Raw genomic sequence first — 17,144 nt, 5'->3', positions numbered from 1 at the left:
GTCAGGTGTCAGAGCAGGCGCTCGCCCCAGTGGAGCTTGTGGCGCAGCATGTCGTAGTAGTTGTAACCCACCGGATGCAGGATGCGCAGCGGGTTGCGGTAGCGGCGGATCAGCACGCGGTCCATTTCCATCAGGTCGCAATGGGATTGGCCGTCGAAGTGCACGCGCGCGTCCAGGCCGCGGGTGAGCATGAATTCCACTTCGCAGGAGTCGTTGACCGCGATCGGGCGGTTGCTCAGCGATTGCGGGCAGATGGGCACCAGGGCGATGGCCTGCAGCGTGGGGTGCAGGATGGGACCGCCGGAGGCCAGCGAGTAGGCGGTGGAGCCGGTGGGGGTGGAGACGATCAGGCCGTCCGAACGTTGGCTGTAGACGAACTGGTTATCGATGAAGACTTCGAACTCTATCATCGAGCCCATGGCGCCGCGGCTGAACACCACGTCGTTGAAGGCCAGCGCGTTGGCCACTTCGGCGTCTTCGCGTATCACCGCGGCCTGCAGCAGGATGCGGTCTTCCGGCACGAAATCGCCGCGCAGGATGGCGTCCACGGAGTCCAGCATCTCGTGCAGCGGGATGTCGGTCATGAAGCCCAGCCGGCCCTGGTTGATGCCGATCAGCGGCACGCGGTAGGGGCCAGCAGCCGGGCGATGGACAGCATGGTGCCGTCGCCGCCCAGCACGATGACGATGTCGGCCAGCTTGCCCATGTCGTTGCGGTCTATCAGCGCGTGCGGGCCGGCTTCCTGCTGGGTGGCGCTGTCCTTGTCGATCAGCACGGTGGCGCCGGAGGCGGACAGGTGGTCGGCCAGCTGGCGCAGGGATTCAACGATGGCGGGCTTGCTGTGCCGCGCCACCAGGCAGACGTGTTTGAACAGTCGTTCCATGGCGTTGTTTCAGTAAGGGGTGGGCGTATCGTTCAAAAAACTGTCGTCGTTGGGTTTCTTGCCGGTGGCTTCCAGCGCTTTCAGGTAGAAGCGCACCAGGTCCGCCAGAGAGTCTACACCGAGTTTGTTGAACAGGTTGGCCCTATGTACTTCTATGGTGCGCGGGGACAGGTCCAGCACCCGGGCGATTTCCTTGCTGGACATGCCGTCCGCCACCAGTTCCAGCACTTCGCGCTCGCGGCCGCTGATGCGGGCGAGCAGGCCCATCACTTCCTGGGTTTCCTCTTCCTTGCGGTGTTGCAGAATGCTCAGCCGTATGCCTTTGCGCAGGCTTTCTATCAGCCGCGCCTGGTCTATGGGCTTGGTCAGAAAGTCGATGGCGCCGGTCTGGAAGGCGCGGCGGCATTGTTCGATGTCGCCGTGGCCGGTGATGAAGACGATGGGCAGGGTCACGTTTTTGTCGATCAGCTGTTCTTGCAGCGCCAGGCCGGTGATTTGCGGCATGCGGATGTCCAGCACCAGGCAGGCGATGTCGTTGCCGCCGTAGTGGGCGAGAAACTCCATCGCGTTGGGAAAGGTGACGGTGCGCATGCCTTGCGCGGCGATCAGCATGGCCAGCGAGTCCAGCACGGCTGGGTCGTCGTCGACGATGTAGACGGTTGGCGTGGTGTTTTGCATTGTGTTTTTGACTCCTGCCGGTTACCCCGTTGACGGCGGCGCGTCCCGTTGCGGCAGTTCAATGATGAATTCCGCGCCGCCGGTTGATTTATTGCGCGCGCTCAGCTTGCCGCCGAACGCTTCTATGGCGGTCTGGCAGATGGCCAGGCCCAATCCCATGCCGCTGGCCTTGGTGCTGAAGAAGGGCGCGAAGATGCGGTCCAGCAATTCCGGCGCGATGCCGGCGCCGTTGTCGCCTATGCTCAGCCGGATCCAGCGGCCGTTCAGGCTGGTGGCGATGCTGAGCCGCCCCCAGGGGGCGACGGTTTCCATGGCGTCCAGCGCGTTGCGCATCAGGTTCAGCACCACTTGTTCCAGTTGTATGTTGTCAGCGTAGACCAATGGCAGGTCGTGGCAAATATTCTGCTCAATATGAATATCGTGGGTTTTCAGTTCGTATTCCAGCAGGTTGAGCGCATTGCCCACCACCTGGTTCAGGTCTATGGGGTTGAATTGCTGGGTTTTCTTGATCACGAACTCGCGCAGGCGCTGGATGATCTGGCCGGCGCGGCTGGCCTGGGTGACGGAGGAGTCCAGCGCGCGGCGCAGCATGGCCATGTCCGGTTCTTCGTCTTCCAGCAGGCTGAGCCCGGCCTGGCAGTAACTCATGATGGCGGACAGCGGCTGGTTGATCTCGTGGGCGATGCCGGAGGCCATCTCGCCCATGGTGTTGATGCGGGCGACGCGGGCCAGCTCCATTTCGTGCTGGCGCAGCCGGGTTTCGCTGGCTTCCAGCGCCGCCAGCATGCGGCGGCGGATGGGGGCGGTGTCGCGGAAGGTCAGCACCGCGCCCATCAGCCGGCCGTCGCGGCCGGGCAGCGGGGACACCGAGCCTTCGATCAGCAGTTTTTCGCCGTCGCTGCGTATCAGGTAGCAGTTTTGCGCCAGCAGCACGGTTTCGCGGCGCTGGATGGCCTTGTGCACCGGGTCTTCCTCCACCTGGCGCGCAAATTCGTAGTTGAGCCTCACCACTTGGTGCAGCTTGCGTTGCGCGGCGTCGAGCGCCTTCAGGCCGAGCAGGGTTTCCGCCGCCGGGTTGAGGTAGCGGATGCTCAGGTCGATGTCGATGCTGATCACCGCGTCGCTGATGCCGCTGAGCGCCACCATCGCGTATTCGCGCTCGCGGTGCAGCCGGTCTTGCGCCTGTTCCTGCGCCTGGCGGTTTTGCGCCAGCAGCGCCAGGATGATCAGCAGCAAGTAGGCCGGCACCATGGAGAAGAGGGCGCTGAGCAAGAGCTCCAGCGGCGCGGTGCGGTCGAAGCTGAGCTGGCGGCGCACCGTCAGTTCGTAGGGCAGATAGGGGGTGTCCAGGCTTTTGCGGATTTCCAGCGCCGGCAGCAGCCATTGCGCCAGCCAGCCGGGCCGGTCCTGCTGTTGGTGGCGGTAGATCAGCGGGTCGTAGCCGCTGGGCGCGCTGTCTTTGCGTTGCAGCGCCACGCTGTAGCGCGTCGCCATATTGGGGGTCAGGCTGACCAGTCTGTCCAGGGACAGCACTTGCACCACCATGCCGGCGGTCTGTTCGCTGCGCACCAGCGGCACCGGGGACGGCGCTTCGGTGTTGTAGACGGCGGAGAAGAAGGCCAGGCCCTGTTTGCCGTTGTTGAGGCGCAGCACCGGGGACACCGCTTCGCCCTGGCCCATCGCGCGGTGGACGGTGGGCGCCAGCACGCTGTCGGCCAGCAGGTCCAGGCCCATTTCGCGCCAATCGTCCGAGGCGAGGCCGGGTTCGGCCATGCTCAGCGGCAGGTAGCGCGGCCGTTTGGCCGCCAGCCGCCAGGCTTGCTGTTGGTCCCAGGCGTTGTCCTGCTGGTGCTGGTAGTCGCGGATGCGGTAGGGCTGGCCTTGCAGCTGGCTGCGCATGCGCTCGAATTCGCGGCGGTAGGCGTGGCTGACCAGCGGCTGGTAGCCGATGAAGTAGAGCTGCGGCTGTTCGCGCGCCAGCGATTCCACCAAGAGGCGGATGCGTTGTTCGCGCAGGCTGTTTTCCTGATCGACGATGTCGACCACGCTTTGTTGCAGCATCTCGCTTTCCTGCAGCCGGGTTTGCAGGCTGGAGAGAATCAGGCCGTGCACCTGCTGGTGCTCCTGATGCTGCTGGTTGAGGTCCAGCGCCACCGATTGGCCCAGCAAGAGGGCGAAGGTGAGCAGCCACAACACGGCGCAGGCCAGGCGTCCGCGCGGGGAGGCGGTGCGCAACAGGTCCAGGTGACGGGTGAGGGCGGTGCGGAATGCAGTGATGATGCTGTGCTTGTCTGCCATGGGGAGATTGGGTTCGTCCGGCGCGCAGCCAATCTGGGCATCGCCGCTACTGAGCCGGATTATAGCGGCGATGCCCGGGGCGCGCGAACCAAGCCGGGAGCTGGGCTCGCCCCTGGCAGGGTGTGGCTTATTTCTTCAAGTAAACAGAAAAATATTGCTGAAACTTGGCCAATTTTGGCGCAACCACCATTTGACAATAGGGTTCGTGGCCATGTTGATCAAAGTATTGCTGGTGATAGTCTTCGGCCGGATAAAAGGGCGCGGCGGCTTCCAGCCGGGTGACGATGGGGGCCGGGTAATCGCCGGCCCTCTCCGCCATCATGCGCTCCGCCGCCTGGCGTTGTTCCTCGTCGTGATAGAACAGCACCGACGCGTATTGCGGGCCGACGTCGTTGCCCTGGCGGTTGAGGGTGGTGGGGTCGTGCAGGGCGAAGAAGGCGCGCAGCAGGGTGTCGTAGTCTATCTGGGCGGGATCGTAGCGGATTTGCACGGCTTCCACGTGGCCGCTGCGGCCGGCGCAGACTTCCTTGTAGCTGGGGTGGGCGCCGGGGCCGCCGGTATAGCCGGATACGGCGCTGTGGACGCCGGCCAGGCGATTGTAGGCGCTTTCTATGCACCAGAAGCAGCCGCCGGCGAAGGTTGCGGTTTTCATGTCGGACTCCATTGACGGGGTGGGTGTGTATGAGTCGCGCCGGGGCGGGCGATCTGTCCCTCGGCGCCGAAGATTTGCCAGGCCAGGCGCACGGTTTCGGTCTGGATCGCCACGGTGTCTTCTATGGGCACCGCGTAGCCGCCTCCCATGACGACGGCGACGGCGGCCTTGGACTGGCGACAGGCTTCCAGCACCATGCGGTCGCGCGCGGCCAGGCCGTCCCGGCTCAGCGCCAGTTTGCCCAGGCGGTCGCCGGCGTAGGGATCGGCGCCGGCCAGGTAGAAGACCAGGTCCGGATCGGCGGCGAACAGGCGCGGCAGGTGTTCGGCCAGGGCGGCGAGATAGGTCTGGTCGCCGGTTCCGTTCGGCAGTTCGATGTCCAGATCGCCGGCTTCGCGGCGGAAGGGGAAATTGCCGGCACCGTGCATGGAGAAGGTGAAGATGCGCGCGTCGCCGCGGGTGATGGCCGCGGTGCCGTCGCCCTGATGCACGTCCAGGTCCAGCACCAGCGCGCGGCGGGCCAGGCCTTCGTCCAGCATCAGCCGCGCGGTCACGGCGATATCGTTGAACACGCAAAACCCGCTGCCCATCGCGCGGCCGGCGTGGTGGGTGCCGCCGGCCAGGTTGACGCCGCAGCCGCGCGTCAGCGCCCAGCGGGCGGCGGCGATGGTGGCGCCCACCGAGCGGCGGCTGCGTTCCAGCAGCTGCGGGCTCCAGGGCAGGCCGATCTCGCGCTGCTCGGCGGCGCTGAGCGCGCCGTTGAACACCTTGTCCAGGTAGGCGTCGTCGTGGGCCAGCGCCAGCTCGTAGCGGCTGGCCGCCGGTGCGGCGTCCATCGCCTCGGCGGCGAAGCCGGCCACGGCCTGCGCCAGCAAGGCGTACTTCTGCGCCGGGAAACGGTGTCCGGGCGGCAGCGGCAGCGGGAACTGATCGGTGCGGAAAATGCGCATCGCGGCGCTCAGAAGGCCTTGACCAGGGCGAAGCGCGGCAGGGTCTGGCCCTCGTGCGCGACGCTTTCCTCGAACATGCCGGCCGGGCGCGCCCACAGGCCGAACTCGCCGTAGAGCGCGCGGTACATCACCAGCAGTTCGCCGGTTTCGGAGTGGGTGGCGGTGCCCAGCACTTCATAGAGCGGGCCTTTGTAATGGCGATAAATGCCGGGAGCGATTTTCATGGGGCCTCCTTGGGTTTACGGCAGATGGGAGAGGGCGTCGGCCATCAGCTGGAACAGGCCGTCGGCGTCCACCTCGGTCAGGTAGAGCGCGTTGGGCGCGCGGCCGGATTCGCCGTGCCAGTCCACCACGGTGGCGCCGGTGGTGTAGTGGCCGGCCAGTTCCACCACCACGTTGACTTCGCGGCCGCGGAACAGCTCGGGGCGCAGCAGATAGGCGATCACGCAGGGGTCGTGCACCGGCGCGCCGTCCTGGCCCAGCTTTTGCACGTCGTAGCGCTCCAGCGAAGTCAGCAGCGCGGCCGCCAGCGGGCCGCAGCGGTTGGGCAGGGCGCGCAGCCATTCCACGCGCGCCGGCGTGGTCGTGGCCTGGTGGGTGACGTCCAGCGGCAAGATCACGATGGGCGCGCCGCAGCGCAGTACGATGTCGGCCGCGTGCGGGTCGGTGTGGATGTTGAACTCCGCCGCCGGAGTCATATTGCCGCCGGCGAAATAGCCGCCGCCCATCAGCACGATGCGGCCGATGCGCGCAGCGATGTCCGGCGCGCGGCGCAAGGCCAGCGCGATATTGCTCAGCGGGCCCACCGGGCACAGGGTGACGCTGCCGGCCGGTTCGCGGCGTAGGGTGTCCACGATGAAGTCCACCGCGTGTTCGGCGCGCACCGGCATGGCGGGCTCGTGCAGCGGCGCGCCGTCCAGGCCGCTGGCGCCGTGCACGTGCTCGGCGCCCTGATAGGGCTGGACCAGCGGCCGGTCGGCGCCGGCGTAGACGGGCACGTCGCCGCGGCCGGCCCATTCGCAGACGATGCGGGCGTTGCGGGTGGTCAGTTCCACGCCCACGTTGCCGGCCACCGTGGTCAGGCCGAGCAGCTCGATGTCGGCGCTCGCGCCCAGCAGGAACAGGATGGCGACCGCGTCGTCGAGGCCGGGGTCCGTGTCGAAGATGACGCGATGCTGTTTCATGTCGGCTCCATTGGGCAATGTCATCAAGGGGGCGAAGGATGCCGCAGCGCTTGGCGGCGCGTCAAGGCGAGCTCCGGCGCGCCCGGCTTATCCGGGGCTCCATTCATAGACCCGGAATTCGCTATCCAGTTTAAATCCGGATTGTTCGTACAGCCGCTGCGCGTTCAGATTGCCGTGCGCGGTTTGCAGCGTGAGGCCGCCGCCCAGCGCGGCGACATGGGCCTGACAACGTTCCAGCAATACGCGGCCGACGCCGCCGCCGCGGCAGGCCGGCGATACGAACAAGTCGTGCAGCAGCCAGTGCGGGCGCAGGGCGAGCGAGGAGAAGCCGGGATAGAGCAGGGCGAAGCCTTGGACGCCGGCGGCGTCTTCCGCCAGGAAGACCACCGCTTCGCCCGTGCTCAGCCGCTGTTCCAGGAAGGCGGCGCAGGCTTCCGCCGGCTGCGCCGTACGATAAAAATCGAGATAAGCCAGAAACAAGGGCAGCCAGCCGCGGACGGATTCCGCGCCGGCCTGGCGGATGGCGATTTGCATTGAATGCCTTTCCCCGCTTTGCGGTACAATATTCGCCTTTTTTCCGGCGATGTTTGCAATGAAATTGGTTCTTGCCCCGATGGAGGGCCTGGTGGACGAGGCGATGCGCGATGTGCTGACCCGGGTGGGCGGCATTGATCTGTGCGTGACCGAGTTCGTCCGTGTCACCTCGGCGCTCCTGCCCACCCGCACTTTCATGCGGCTGGCCCCGGAGCTGGCGCGCGGCGGCAAGACCCGCGCCGGCGTCACGGTGCGGGTGCAATTGCTGGGTTCGGACCCGGCCTGTCTGGCCGAGAACGCCGCCAAGGCCGCCAGCCTGGGCGCGCCGGGCATAGACCTGAATTTCGGCTGTCCGGCGCCCACTGTCAACCGCCATCGCGGCGGCGCCGTCCTGCTCAACGATCCCGAGCTGTTGTTCCAGATCGTCCAGGCGGTGCGCGCGGCGGTGCCGGCCGAAATACCGGTCACCGCCAAAATGCGGCTGGGCTATGAAGACAAAAGCCGGGCCTTGGAATGCGCGCGGGCGCTGGAAGCCGGCGGCGCGCAGGAACTGGCGGTGCACGGCCGCACCAAGGTGGAGGGCTACCGGCCGCCGGCGCATTGGGACTGGATCGCCCGCATCCGCGAGAGCGTGGCGGTGCCGGTGGTGGCCAACGGCGAGGTGTGGACGCTGGACGATTACCGCGCCATCCGCGAGCAAAGCGGCTGCGACACGGTGATGATAGGCCGCGGCCTGGTGGCCTGCCCGGACCTGGCGCTGCGCATCAAGCGCGGGGACGGCGCCGAAGCCATGCCCTGGAGCGAGATGCAGCCCTGGGTGCTGGACCTGTTTCTGCAGTGCCGCGTCCAGTCCGAGGACGGACGCTACCCGGTGGCGCGCACCAAGCAATGGCTGGGGCAGCTCAAGCGCACCTGGCCGGAAGCCGGCGCCTTGTTCGAGCGCATCCGCAGGCTGACCACGCCGGACGATGTGGAACCTGTACTGCGAGACATGCTTGCTAAGTAAATGTACTCATATCTAAATGCTATGGGAATGTGTAGCATTCAATTGCGCGCTGCACTGGTATAGCAGGGCGCTGTGATTCCGGCGGCTCCCCAGCTCCGGCGATTACACTTCCCCGATACCTTGCAGCCCTCCCTACACGGGAGGGATTTTTTTTATCCGCCGCGATGGACTATCAATGAAAAGCGGCCGGCCTGTTGTTTCCCCCTCTTCCCTGCCGCAGCGGCGCCGCCATCGGCGGTTTCCCATCAAAGATTTCATCGCGGAGGCGGCATGGATACGGCCCCGACGGTTAGCTGGCTGGAAAAGCTGATCCCTCAGGCGTGGCACGACAGTCTGACGCTGTTCGTGGCGCTGACGGCCGCCTGCGCCGCCTTGCTCTATCTGCTGCGGCCGGAAGCCCGCAAGTCGACGCTGCGTTCGCTGCTGGCCGCCGCCGTTGCGCTGGTGGTGATCAATCTGGGCCCGCAGGGCGATCAGGCGGTGGCGGAGTGGATCAAGCAGGTGGCCATCATCGTGTTGGGCCTGGCGCTGATCCGGCTGTGGGCGATGATGTTGATGCGTTTGTTCCTGCCCTTGCTGCGCCTGCATCCGCCGCGCATTTTGGAAGACATCCTGCTGGTGCTGGGCTGCGTGGGCTGGGGCCTGGTGCTCTTGCGCCTGGCCGGCCTGGACCTGAGCCACATCGTCACCACCTCGGCGGTGATCACCGGCGTGCTGGCGTTCTCGATGCAGGACACGCTGGGCAATATCCTGGCCGGTCTGTCGCTGCAACTGGACAATTCGGTGGAGGTGGGGGACTGGATCAAGTCCGGCGAGCTGTCCGGCCGGGTGGTGGAAATCAATTGGCGCGCCACCCTGCTGGAAACCCGCAACTGGGAAACGGTGGTGATTCCCAACAGCCAGCTGATGAAGGGCCAGTTCGCCATCCTGGGCAAGCACCAGGGCGGCCCGCTGCAATGGCGGCGCTGGGTGTGGTTCAACATCAACTGGGACACGCTGCCCAATCAGATCATCACCGTGGTGGAGCGCTCCTTGCGCGAGGCGCAACTGCCCGGCGTGGCCTTGTCGCCGGAGCCCAACTGTATTTTGATGGGTTTCGAGAACGGCTACAGCAAGTACGCGGTGCGTTACTGGCTGACGGATCTCGCCGCCGACGATCTGACCGATTCTGTGGTGCGCACCCATATCGACGCCGCCTTGCGCCGCCATAATCTGAAAATGTCCTCGCCGCACTACAATGTGCTGACCATCAAGGACAATGAAAAGTATATGGAAGCGCGGATGAAGAAGCACCTGGAGGAGAGGGTGCAGGCGCTGCGCAAGGTGGAGCTGCTGACCAGCCTCAACGACGAGGAGATGGTGGTGTTGGCGGATCAGCTCAAGTTCACGCCCTTCGTCACCGGCGACATCATCATGCATCAGGGCGCGGTCGCGCATTGGCTCTACATCATGCTCAGCGGCGAGGTGGAGGTGTGGGTGAACCTGCCGGACGGCAGCCGCAAACTGGTGGACGTGCTGGAGGGCGGCAACTTCTTCGGCGAAATGGGCTTGATGACCGGCGAGGCGCGCAGCGGCACCGTGATCGCGCGTTCCAATGTGGAGTGCCTGCGGCTGGACAAGGAGTCCTTCCAGTCCATTCTGAGTTCGCGCAAGGAGTTGGCCGAGGCGATCTCGTCGATTCTGGCGGAACGCCTGGCCGAGCGCACCCGCAAGCTGCCGCAGGATTGGCAGGAGGGCCACGGCTCGCCGCAGCGGGCGGAGCTGGTGGACAAGATCCGGCGTTTCTTCGGCCTGGCCAAGCATTGACCGTCATTCAGCACCGCCCGGATGGGCTTGCCGCGCCAAATGCGTGGCGGCTGGTCTCCGGAGCCTTGTCAGCGGCCCCAAGGCGGGGCCGCGCGACAGTACTCAATCCAGCGGGTGGAAGTGCTTGAGGATGCTGGAGAAGTCCAGTTTGCCGAAGCCGGCCTGCGCGTGTTCCTCATACAGATTGCGGGCCAGCGATCCCAGCGGATTGGCCGCGTGGCTGTGCAGCGCGGTTTCCTCGGCCAGGCCCAGGTCTTTCAGCATCAGTTCGGTCATGAAGCCGCCGCTGTAGCCGCGGCTGGCCGGCGCGTTCTCCATCACGCCGGGCCAGGGGTTGTACAGCTCGGTGGCCCAGTTGCGGCCGGAGCTCTGGCTGATGATGTCGGACAGCACCTTGGGGTCCAGCCCGTTCTTCACGCCCAGCGCCAGCGCCTCCGCGGTGCCGGCCATCAGGATGCCCAGCAGCATATTGTTGCAGATCTTGGCGGTCTGGCCGGCGCCGGCGGCGCCGGCGTGGAAAATGTTCTTGCCCATGGCTTGCAGCAGAGGCCGCGCCCGTTCCAGCTCGGCGGCGGCGCCGCCGACGATGAAGGTCAAGGTGCCGGCGGCGGCGCCGGCGGTGCCGCCGGACACCGGCGCGTCCAGCATCTTGAGGCCGGCGGCGTCGGCCGCGGCGGCTACCTTGCGCGCGGTGGCGGCGTCTATGGTGCTGCAATCAATGACCAGGGCGCCGGCCGGCAGTTGAGCGAACAGACCGGACTCGCCCAGGTACAAGCCTTCCACGTGGCGGCCGGCCGGCAGCATGGAAATCACCGCGTCGGCGCCGCGGACGGCGTCGGCGGCGCTGGCGGCCGCGCGCGCGCCGGCGGCGACCAGCTTGGCCAGCGCGTCGGCGGACAGGTCGAACACGTTCAACTTATAACCCTGCTTCAGCAGGTTGGCGGCCATGGGGCCGCCCATATTGCCCAGGCCGATGAAGGCGATGGTTTGCATCTTCTCTCTCCTCGATTGTTATTGGAGCGCGGCCAGCGGGTGGTCGGCCTCCGTCCACGGCGAATCGAAATGGCTGTCCACCCAGCCCGGCGGAATATCGCCCAGCTCGCGGCAATGCCATTGCGGCGCGCGGTCCTTGTCCACCAGCAGCGCGCGCACGCCTTCGCGGAAGTCCGGCTTGGCGCAGAAGTTGACCGACAGCGCCAGCTCCATGCGCAGGACCTCGGCCAGGGACAGGTGTTTGGCGCGCTGGAAGATTTCCCAGCAGACGGCGGCGGACGTCGGGCAGCCGTGAGCGAAGCTCTTGGCGGCGCCGGCCAGCCACGGGTCTTCAAAGGCGGTGTCGCGCAGCGCGGCGGCCACCGCTTCCAGGCTGCCGCGGTTCATCAGCTGATGCACCGCCAGCAGATTGCGGCCGGCGTTGGCCTCCGGCAGCGCCACGTCGCGCTCCATCTCGTTGAGCAGGGCGCTGACCAGGCCGTGGTGGCGTTCCGCCGGCTGCTCCCAGGCCAGATCGCGCAGCGCGGTCAGCAGCGGGGTCTGGCCGTCGGCCGGCAGCACATGGTCGGCCAGATTGCACAGCAAGGCGTCGCCGGCGTTCAGCGGCGCGCCGGTCAGGCCCAGGAACAGGCCGAGCTTGGCCGGCATCCGTTGCAGGAACCAGCTGCCGGCCACGTCCGGGTACAGGCCTATGGTGATTTCCGGCATCGCAATGCGGGTGGCCGGGGTGGCCACGCGGTGGCTGGCGCCGGCCATCAGGCCCAGGCCGCCGCCCATGACGATGCCGCCGCCCCATACGATCAGCGGCTTGCGGTAGCGGTGGATGCGGTAGTCGAGCCGGTATTCCTCGCTGAAGAAGGCGACGGCGTGCGGGTTGGGATAGACCTCGCCGTCTTCCAGCAGCGCGGCGCGCAGCGAGCGCACGTCGCCGCCGGCGCAGAAGGCCTTGTCGCCGGCGCCGCGCAGCAGCACGGCCACCACGGCGTCGTCGTTCTCCCAGGCGCTCAAGCGCGCGTCCAGCAGCCGTATCATGTCCAGCGTCAGCGCGTTCAGCGATTTTTCCGCGTTCAGCGTGGCGATGGCGATGCGCTGGCCGCCTCGGACCGGCAGTTCTTCAAACAGTACCAGGTTGGACATGGCGGATTCGTCCTTGGGTGAGGGTCAGGCGTTCTTCCATTGCGGCGCGCGTTTTTCCAGGAAGGCGCGGGTGCCTTCGCCCTGGTCCTGGGTGTCGAACAGCTTGATGAAGCCTTCGCGCTCGTGGATCAGATTGTGAGCCGGCGGCTGCAGCCGCGCGCGCTGCACCAGTTGCTTGCACACCGCCACCGAGGACGGCGACTGGCGCGCGGCTTGTTCCGCCAGCTTGAGTGCGGCGTCCAGCGCCTGGCCCTTGGCCACCACTTCTTCCACCAGGCCGATGCGCTCGGCGGTGCGCGCGTCGATGCGCTCGCCGCACAGAATCATGCGTTTGGCCCAGCCTTCGCCCACCAGCCAGGGCAGGTTCTGGGTGCCGCCGGCGCAGGGCAGCAGGCCGACGCCGGCTTCCGGCAGCGCCATTTGCGCCTGTTCTTCGGCGATGCGGATGTCGCAGGCCAGCGCGCACTCCAGGCCGCCGCCCATCGCATAGCCGTTAACGGCGGCGATGCTGACGCCGCGGAAGGCGGACAAGGCCTCGAAGGCCTCGCCGAACAGCATGGTCATCTCGGTGGCCACCTTTTTGTCGCCGTCGGCGAACAGCTTGAGGTCGGCGCCGGCGGAGAAGAACTTCTCGCCCTGGCCGGTGATCACCAGCACGTAGATGTCGCGGTCGGCGTTCAGGTCCGCCACCAGCCGTTTCAGTGCGCTCAGGCTGTCGCGGTTCCAGGTGTTGGCGGGCGGATTGTCTATGGTGATCACGGCGGTGTGGCCGCGTTTTTCCAGGTTCAGGTGGGCGTAGTGATTCATAGCGTATGCCTTTATGGATTCGGTGTGGATGAGGGACGCCGGAAAACCCCGCGGCGAGCCGGCGCAACGCAGCATCGGGGATGTTTCCGGCTTCGCTCAGCGCAGGTTTTCCAGCGCGCCGTCCTGCAACAGCTTGCGCGCCACGATCATCCGCATCACTTCATTGGTGCCTTCCAGAATCTGGTGCACGCGCAGGTCGCGCACATGGCGTTCCAGCGGGAAGTCCTTCAGATAGCCGTAGCCGCCGAACAGTTGCAGCGCGTTGTTGGCCACATTGAAACTCAAATCGGTGGCCAGCCGCTTTGCCATGGCGCAATAAGCGCCTGCGTCCGGGCTGGCCTGGTCCAGTTTCCACGCCGCCAGCCGCACCATCTGCCGCGCGGCCACCAACTCGGTCAGCATGTCCGCCAGCCGGAACTGCACGCTTTGCAGCTCGGCCAGCGGCTGACCGAATTGCTGGCGTTCCTGCACATAGCGCTGAGCGGCGGCCAGCGCGGCCTGGGCGGTGCCCACCGCGCAGGTGGCGATATTGATGCGGCCGCCGTCCAGGCCCTTCATCGCGAAGGCAAAGCCCTGGCCTTCCTCGCCCAGCCGGTTGGCGGCCGGGATTTCCACATTGTCGAAGGTGATGGCGCGGGTGGGCTGGCTGTTCCAGCCCATTTTTTTCTCTTTCTTGCCGTATTGCACGCCGGGCGCGTCCGCCGGCACCACGAAGGCGGACACGCCCTTGGGGCCGGGGCCGCCGGTGCGCGCCATCACCACCAGCACCTGGGTGCTGCCGGCGCCGGAGATGAACATCTTGGAGCCGTTGAGCACGTAGTGCTCGCCCTTGCGCTCTGCGCGGGTCTTCAGCGAGGCGGCGTCGGAGCCGGCGCCGGGCTCGGTCAGGCAGTAGCTGCCCAGCAACTCGCCGCTGACCATGCGCGGCACCCAGCGCTCGGCCAGTTCCGGGCTGCCGAAGCTGGCTATCATCCAGCTGACCATATTGTGGATGGTCAGATAGGCGGCGGTGGAGGTGCAGCCGGCGGCCAGCTCTTCGAAGACGATGGCGGAGTCCTGCCGCGACAGGCCCAGGCCGCCGTAGGCTTCCGGCGTGTACAGGCCGAGAAAGCCCATCTCGCCGCTGCGGCGGATCACCTCCAGCGGGAAGGTTTCCTCTTCGTCCCATTCGGCGGCGCGCGGCGCGAGCTCGCTGGCGGCGAAGTCGCGGGCGCTGTCCTGAAAGGCGATTTGTTCTTCGGTCAGTGCGAAATCCATGGCGGGCTCCTGGTCAGCGCAGCGAAATGGTGGTGTTGACCTTGCCGCCGCTGGCGGCGTCGTCGAACCAGCGGCTGGTGACGGTCTTGGTCTGGGTGTAGAACAGCACGACCTGTTTGCCGTAAGGACCGAGGTCGCCCAGCTTGGAGCCGCGCGAACCGGTGAAGCTGAACAGCGGCACCGGCACCGGGATGGGCACGTTGATGCCCACCTGGCCGACGTCGATTTCTTCCTGGAATTTGCGCGCCGCCGCGCCGCTCTGGGTGAACACCGCGGTGCCGTTGCCGTTGGGGTTGGCATTGACGATGGCGATGGCGTCGTCCAGCGAATCCGCCGCCATCAGACACAGCACCGGGCCGAAGACTTCCTGGTGGTAGACGCTCATTTCCGGTTTGACGCCGGAGAAGATGGTGGGGCCGACGAAGTTGCCGCGCTCGTAGCCGGCCACCTGGATGTCGCGGCCGTCCAGCTCCAGGCGCGCGCCTTCTTCCACGCCGCGGCCGATCAGGCCGGCCACGCGTTCGCGGGCGGCGCAGGAGATCAGCGGGCCCAGGTCCGGGTTGTCCTTGCCGGCGCCCACGCTCAGGCCGCGTGCCTTGGCCACCAGCTCCGGAATCCACTGCTGGGCCTCGCCCACCAGCACCGCCACCGACAGCGCCATGCAGCGCTGGCCGGCGGCGCCGAAAGCGGCCCCGGCCAGTTGGTTCAGCGCCTGTTCCTTATTGGCGTCCGGCAACACGATGGCGTGGTTCTTGGCGCCCATCATGCATTGGGTGCGCTTGCCGTTGAGGCTGGCGCGCTGGTGCACATGGGTGCCCACCTTGGTGGAGCCGACGAAGGACACCGCCTTGATGTCGCGGTGGTCGCACAGCGCGTTGACCACCTGTTCGCCGCCGTGCACCACATTGAGCACGCCGGGCGGGATGCCGGCTTCCAGCGCCAGCTCCACCAGGCGCATGGTCACCATCGGGTCTTGTTCTGAGGGCTTGAGCACAAAGGTGTTGCCGGTGGCGATGGCCATCGGAAACATCCACAGCGGAATCATCGCCGGGAAGTTGAACGGGGTGATGCCGGCGCAGACGCCCAGCGGCTGCAGCACGGTATAGGTGTCGACGCCGCCGGCGACGTTCTCCGCGTATTCGCCCAGTTGCAGATTGCCGATGGCGGACGCGTGCTCCACCACTTCCAGGCCGCGGAAGATGTCGCCCTCGGCGTCGGCCAGGGTCTTGCCCTGCTCGGCGGTCAGCAGCGCCGCCAGCTCCTTCATGTGCTCGCGGATCAGCTGCTGGTATTTCAGGAAGATGCGCGCGCGCGCGCCGATGGCGGTTTTCTTCCAGCCGGCGAAGGCGGTCTTGGCGGCGCTGACGGCGGCGTCGACTTCGTCCTGGGTGGCCATCGGCACCCGCGCCAGCACTTCCTGGGTGGCCGGGTTGACGATGTCACGCCATTCGGCGCTGCGGGATTCGACGAATTCGCCGCCGATCAGCAATTTGATGGTGGGGACTGCCTGGGTCATGGTGCTGCCTCCGTCTGATCTTGAGTAAAGCCCGTTGCCGGCGGCGCCGGCTCAGGCGTAGCTGTAAAAGCCCTTGCCGCTCTTGCGGCCCAGGTGGCCGGCCTGCACCAGTTGGGCCAGCAGCGGGCAGGCGCGGTATTTGCTGTCGCGGAATTCGGTGTAGAGGATGTCCATGATGGACAAGCAGGTGTCCAGGCCGATCAGGTCCGCCAAGGCCAGCGGGCCGATGGGATGGTTCATGCCCAGTTTCATCACGGTGTCGATGTCCTCGGCGCTGGCCAGGTTTTCGTGCAGCGTGAAGGCGGCCTCGTTGATCATCGGCATCAGCACCCGGTTGGAAACGAAGCCGGCGGCGTCCTTGACCGTGACCGGGGTTTTGCCCAGCGCCTGGCTCAATTCGTAGACCAGCCGGTAGGCGGCGTCGCCGGTTTGCAGCGCGCGGATGATTTCCACCAGCTGCATCACCGGCACCGGGTTCATGAAATGCATGCCCACCACGCGCTCCGGCTGGCTGACCCAGCTGGCGATGCGGGTCAGTGAAATCGACGAGGTATTGGACGCCAGCACCGCGTCCGGGCGCACCACGGAGGCCAGTTCGCGGAAGATGCTTTCCTTGACCGCGGCGTTCTCGGTGGCGGCTTCCACCACCAGGTCGCGGTCGGCCAGATCGGCCAGGCGGGTGGTGGTTTGGATCCGGGCGAGAATGGCGGGGACGTCGGCCTCGGCCAGCTGATCCTTCTTCACCAGGCGCGCCAGGCTGGAGGCGACGGCGGCCAGGCCCTTGTCCAGCGCGGCCTGGCTGACGTCGGCCAGGCGCACTTCGTAACCGTGGCTGGCGAAGACCTGGGCGATGCCGTTGCCCATGGTGCCGGCGCCCACCACTGCGATTTTGGCTTGCATGTTGTTTCCTCGACTATTTGCTCTATGCTGCATTCAAGATAGCTTGACGTTTACGTTAACGTCAATCAACAATGACAAGCGCAACGGCGAATGTTGCGCGAATGGTCCGGCGGCGCCGGGGAGGCGGGAGAGGAAGATGGCGGAGCAGACCTACAGCATTACCGAATTGGCGCAGGAGTTCGACGTGACCACGCGCACCATCCGCTTTTACGAAGACCAGCAATTGCTGGAGCCGCTGCGGGCGGGGCAGCGCCGCATCTACAGCCGGCGCGACCGGGTGAGGCTGATGTTGATTCTGCGCGGCAAGCGCATCGGCCTGTCCCTGCAGGAAATCCGCGAGCTGTTCGCGCTCTACGACGCGGCCAGCGACGACGCGCCGCAGCTGCATGAATTCATCCGCATCCTGCAGCGCAAGGAACAGCAGCTGCTGGAGCAGATGGAAGACATCAAGGTGGTATTGAGCGAAATTTCCCAATTGCGGCATCAGTGCGAGAAAACGCTGGACAAGCGCGGCGCGGATGCCCGGCAATCGACTTGAGGAGT

General features: G+C 66.3%; 16 protein-coding genes and 1 pseudogene. 3 read left to right on the top strand and 14 right to left on the bottom strand.

The features are described from left to right. Positions 1-8: 8 nt before the first annotated feature. The 8 genes and pseudogenes from HQN78_RS07575 to HQN78_RS07540 all read right to left on the bottom strand — a co-directional run bounded on the left by HQN78_RS07575 (position 9) and on the right by HQN78_RS07540 (position 7,179). Positions 9-883: pseudogene (locus HQN78_RS07575) on the bottom strand (NAD kinase). 9 nt (positions 884-892) lie between these two features. Next, positions 893-1,561 carry a response regulator transcription factor gene (locus tag HQN78_RS07570; protein WP_019103053.1) on the bottom strand — a complete coding sequence of 223 codons (669 nt, stop codon included), beginning with the start codon at positions 1,559-1,561 and terminating at the stop codon, positions 893-895. A 21-nt stretch (positions 1,562-1,582) separates the two neighbouring features. After that, positions 1,583-3,859, bottom strand: coding sequence for an ATP-binding protein (locus HQN78_RS07565; RefSeq protein WP_227108154.1), 2,277 nt, complete (start codon positions 3,857-3,859; stop codon positions 1,583-1,585). A 127-nt stretch (positions 3,860-3,986) separates the two neighbouring features. Then, a complete protein-coding gene (gene msrA, locus HQN78_RS07560; RefSeq protein WP_107799249.1) occupies positions 3,987-4,511 on the bottom strand; it encodes a peptide-methionine (S)-S-oxide reductase MsrA in 525 nt (174 codons plus the stop codon). Then, complete coding sequence (locus HQN78_RS07555) at positions 4,508-5,461, bottom strand: histone deacetylase (protein ID WP_235088822.1); 954 nt, start codon at positions 5,459-5,461, stop codon at positions 4,508-4,510. The genes msrA and HQN78_RS07555 overlap by 4 nt, the downstream gene beginning before the upstream one ends. Before the next feature lie 8 nt (positions 5,462-5,469). Further along, a complete protein-coding gene (locus HQN78_RS07550; protein WP_043593565.1) occupies positions 5,470-5,685 on the bottom strand; it encodes a DUF1653 domain-containing protein in 216 nt (71 codons plus the stop codon). 15 nt (positions 5,686-5,700) lie between these two features. Continuing rightward, positions 5,701-6,645 (bottom strand): nucleoside hydrolase, encoded by a 945-nt coding sequence (locus HQN78_RS07545; RefSeq protein WP_235088821.1) that lies wholly within the window; start codon positions 6,643-6,645, stop codon positions 5,701-5,703. An 87-nt stretch (positions 6,646-6,732) separates the two neighbouring features. After that, positions 6,733-7,179 carry a GNAT family N-acetyltransferase gene (locus HQN78_RS07540; protein WP_235088819.1) on the bottom strand — a complete coding sequence of 149 codons (447 nt, stop codon included), beginning with the start codon at positions 7,177-7,179 and terminating at the stop codon, positions 6,733-6,735. Positions 7,180-7,237: 58 nt separating this feature from the next. On the opposite strand from HQN78_RS07540, the gene HQN78_RS07535 reads away from it, so the two are divergent. Both HQN78_RS07535 and HQN78_RS07530 read left to right on the top strand, forming a co-directional pair. Beyond that, positions 7,238-8,185 (top strand): tRNA-dihydrouridine synthase, encoded by a 948-nt coding sequence (locus tag HQN78_RS07535; protein WP_107799245.1) that lies wholly within the window; start codon positions 7,238-7,240, stop codon positions 8,183-8,185. A gap of 270 nt (positions 8,186-8,455) precedes the next feature. Beyond that, complete coding sequence (locus tag HQN78_RS07530) at positions 8,456-9,991, top strand: mechanosensitive ion channel family protein (protein ID WP_235088818.1); 1,536 nt, start codon at positions 8,456-8,458, stop codon at positions 9,989-9,991. Between the two features lie 102 nt (positions 9,992-10,093). On the opposite strand, the gene mmsB is transcribed toward HQN78_RS07530, so the two are convergent. From mmsB to HQN78_RS07500, 6 genes are all read right to left on the bottom strand, one after another. Further along, positions 10,094-10,984, bottom strand: coding sequence for a 3-hydroxyisobutyrate dehydrogenase (mmsB, locus tag HQN78_RS07525; RefSeq protein ID WP_227108164.1), 891 nt, complete (start codon positions 10,982-10,984; stop codon positions 10,094-10,096). An 18-nt stretch (positions 10,985-11,002) separates the two neighbouring features. Continuing rightward, on the bottom strand, positions 11,003-12,121 hold the full coding sequence (locus tag HQN78_RS07520) for an enoyl-CoA hydratase/isomerase family protein (RefSeq protein ID WP_227108166.1): 1,119 nt from the start codon (positions 12,119-12,121) through the stop codon (positions 11,003-11,005). A gap of 24 nt (positions 12,122-12,145) precedes the next feature. Then, on the bottom strand, positions 12,146-12,928 hold the full coding sequence (locus HQN78_RS07515) for an enoyl-CoA hydratase (RefSeq protein WP_235088817.1): 783 nt from the start codon (positions 12,926-12,928) through the stop codon (positions 12,146-12,148). Positions 12,929-13,024: 96 nt separating this feature from the next. After that, entirely contained in the window at positions 13,025-14,185 is a 1,161-nt protein-coding gene (locus HQN78_RS07510) for an acyl-CoA dehydrogenase family protein (protein ID WP_235088816.1), read from the bottom strand. 13 nt (positions 14,186-14,198) lie between these two features. Next, positions 14,199-15,701 (bottom strand): CoA-acylating methylmalonate-semialdehyde dehydrogenase, encoded by a 1,503-nt coding sequence (locus tag HQN78_RS07505; protein ID WP_107799239.1) that lies wholly within the window; start codon positions 15,699-15,701, stop codon positions 14,199-14,201. Positions 15,702-15,752: 51 nt separating this feature from the next. Then, the gene (locus HQN78_RS07500; protein ID WP_235088814.1) at positions 15,753-16,601 is read right to left on the bottom strand and encodes a 3-hydroxybutyryl-CoA dehydrogenase; all 849 of its coding nucleotides are present in this window, start codon (positions 16,599-16,601) and stop codon (positions 15,753-15,755) included. A 136-nt stretch (positions 16,602-16,737) separates the two neighbouring features. Here HQN78_RS07500 and HQN78_RS07495 point away from each other — a divergent pair, with 136 nt between their 5' ends. Further along, positions 16,738-17,139 (top strand): MerR family DNA-binding transcriptional regulator, encoded by a 402-nt coding sequence (locus HQN78_RS07495; RefSeq protein ID WP_019101375.1) that lies wholly within the window; start codon positions 16,738-16,740, stop codon positions 17,137-17,139. Positions 17,140-17,144: the final 5 nt, after the last annotated feature.

The organism is Chromobacterium sp. Beijing, from assembly GCF_021496765.1.
Classification (GTDB): Bacteria; Pseudomonadota; Gammaproteobacteria; order Burkholderiales; family Chromobacteriaceae; genus Chromobacterium.
Note: the sequence above shows the minus strand (reverse complement) of the source record. Positions and strands in the feature narration are given on the sequence as shown.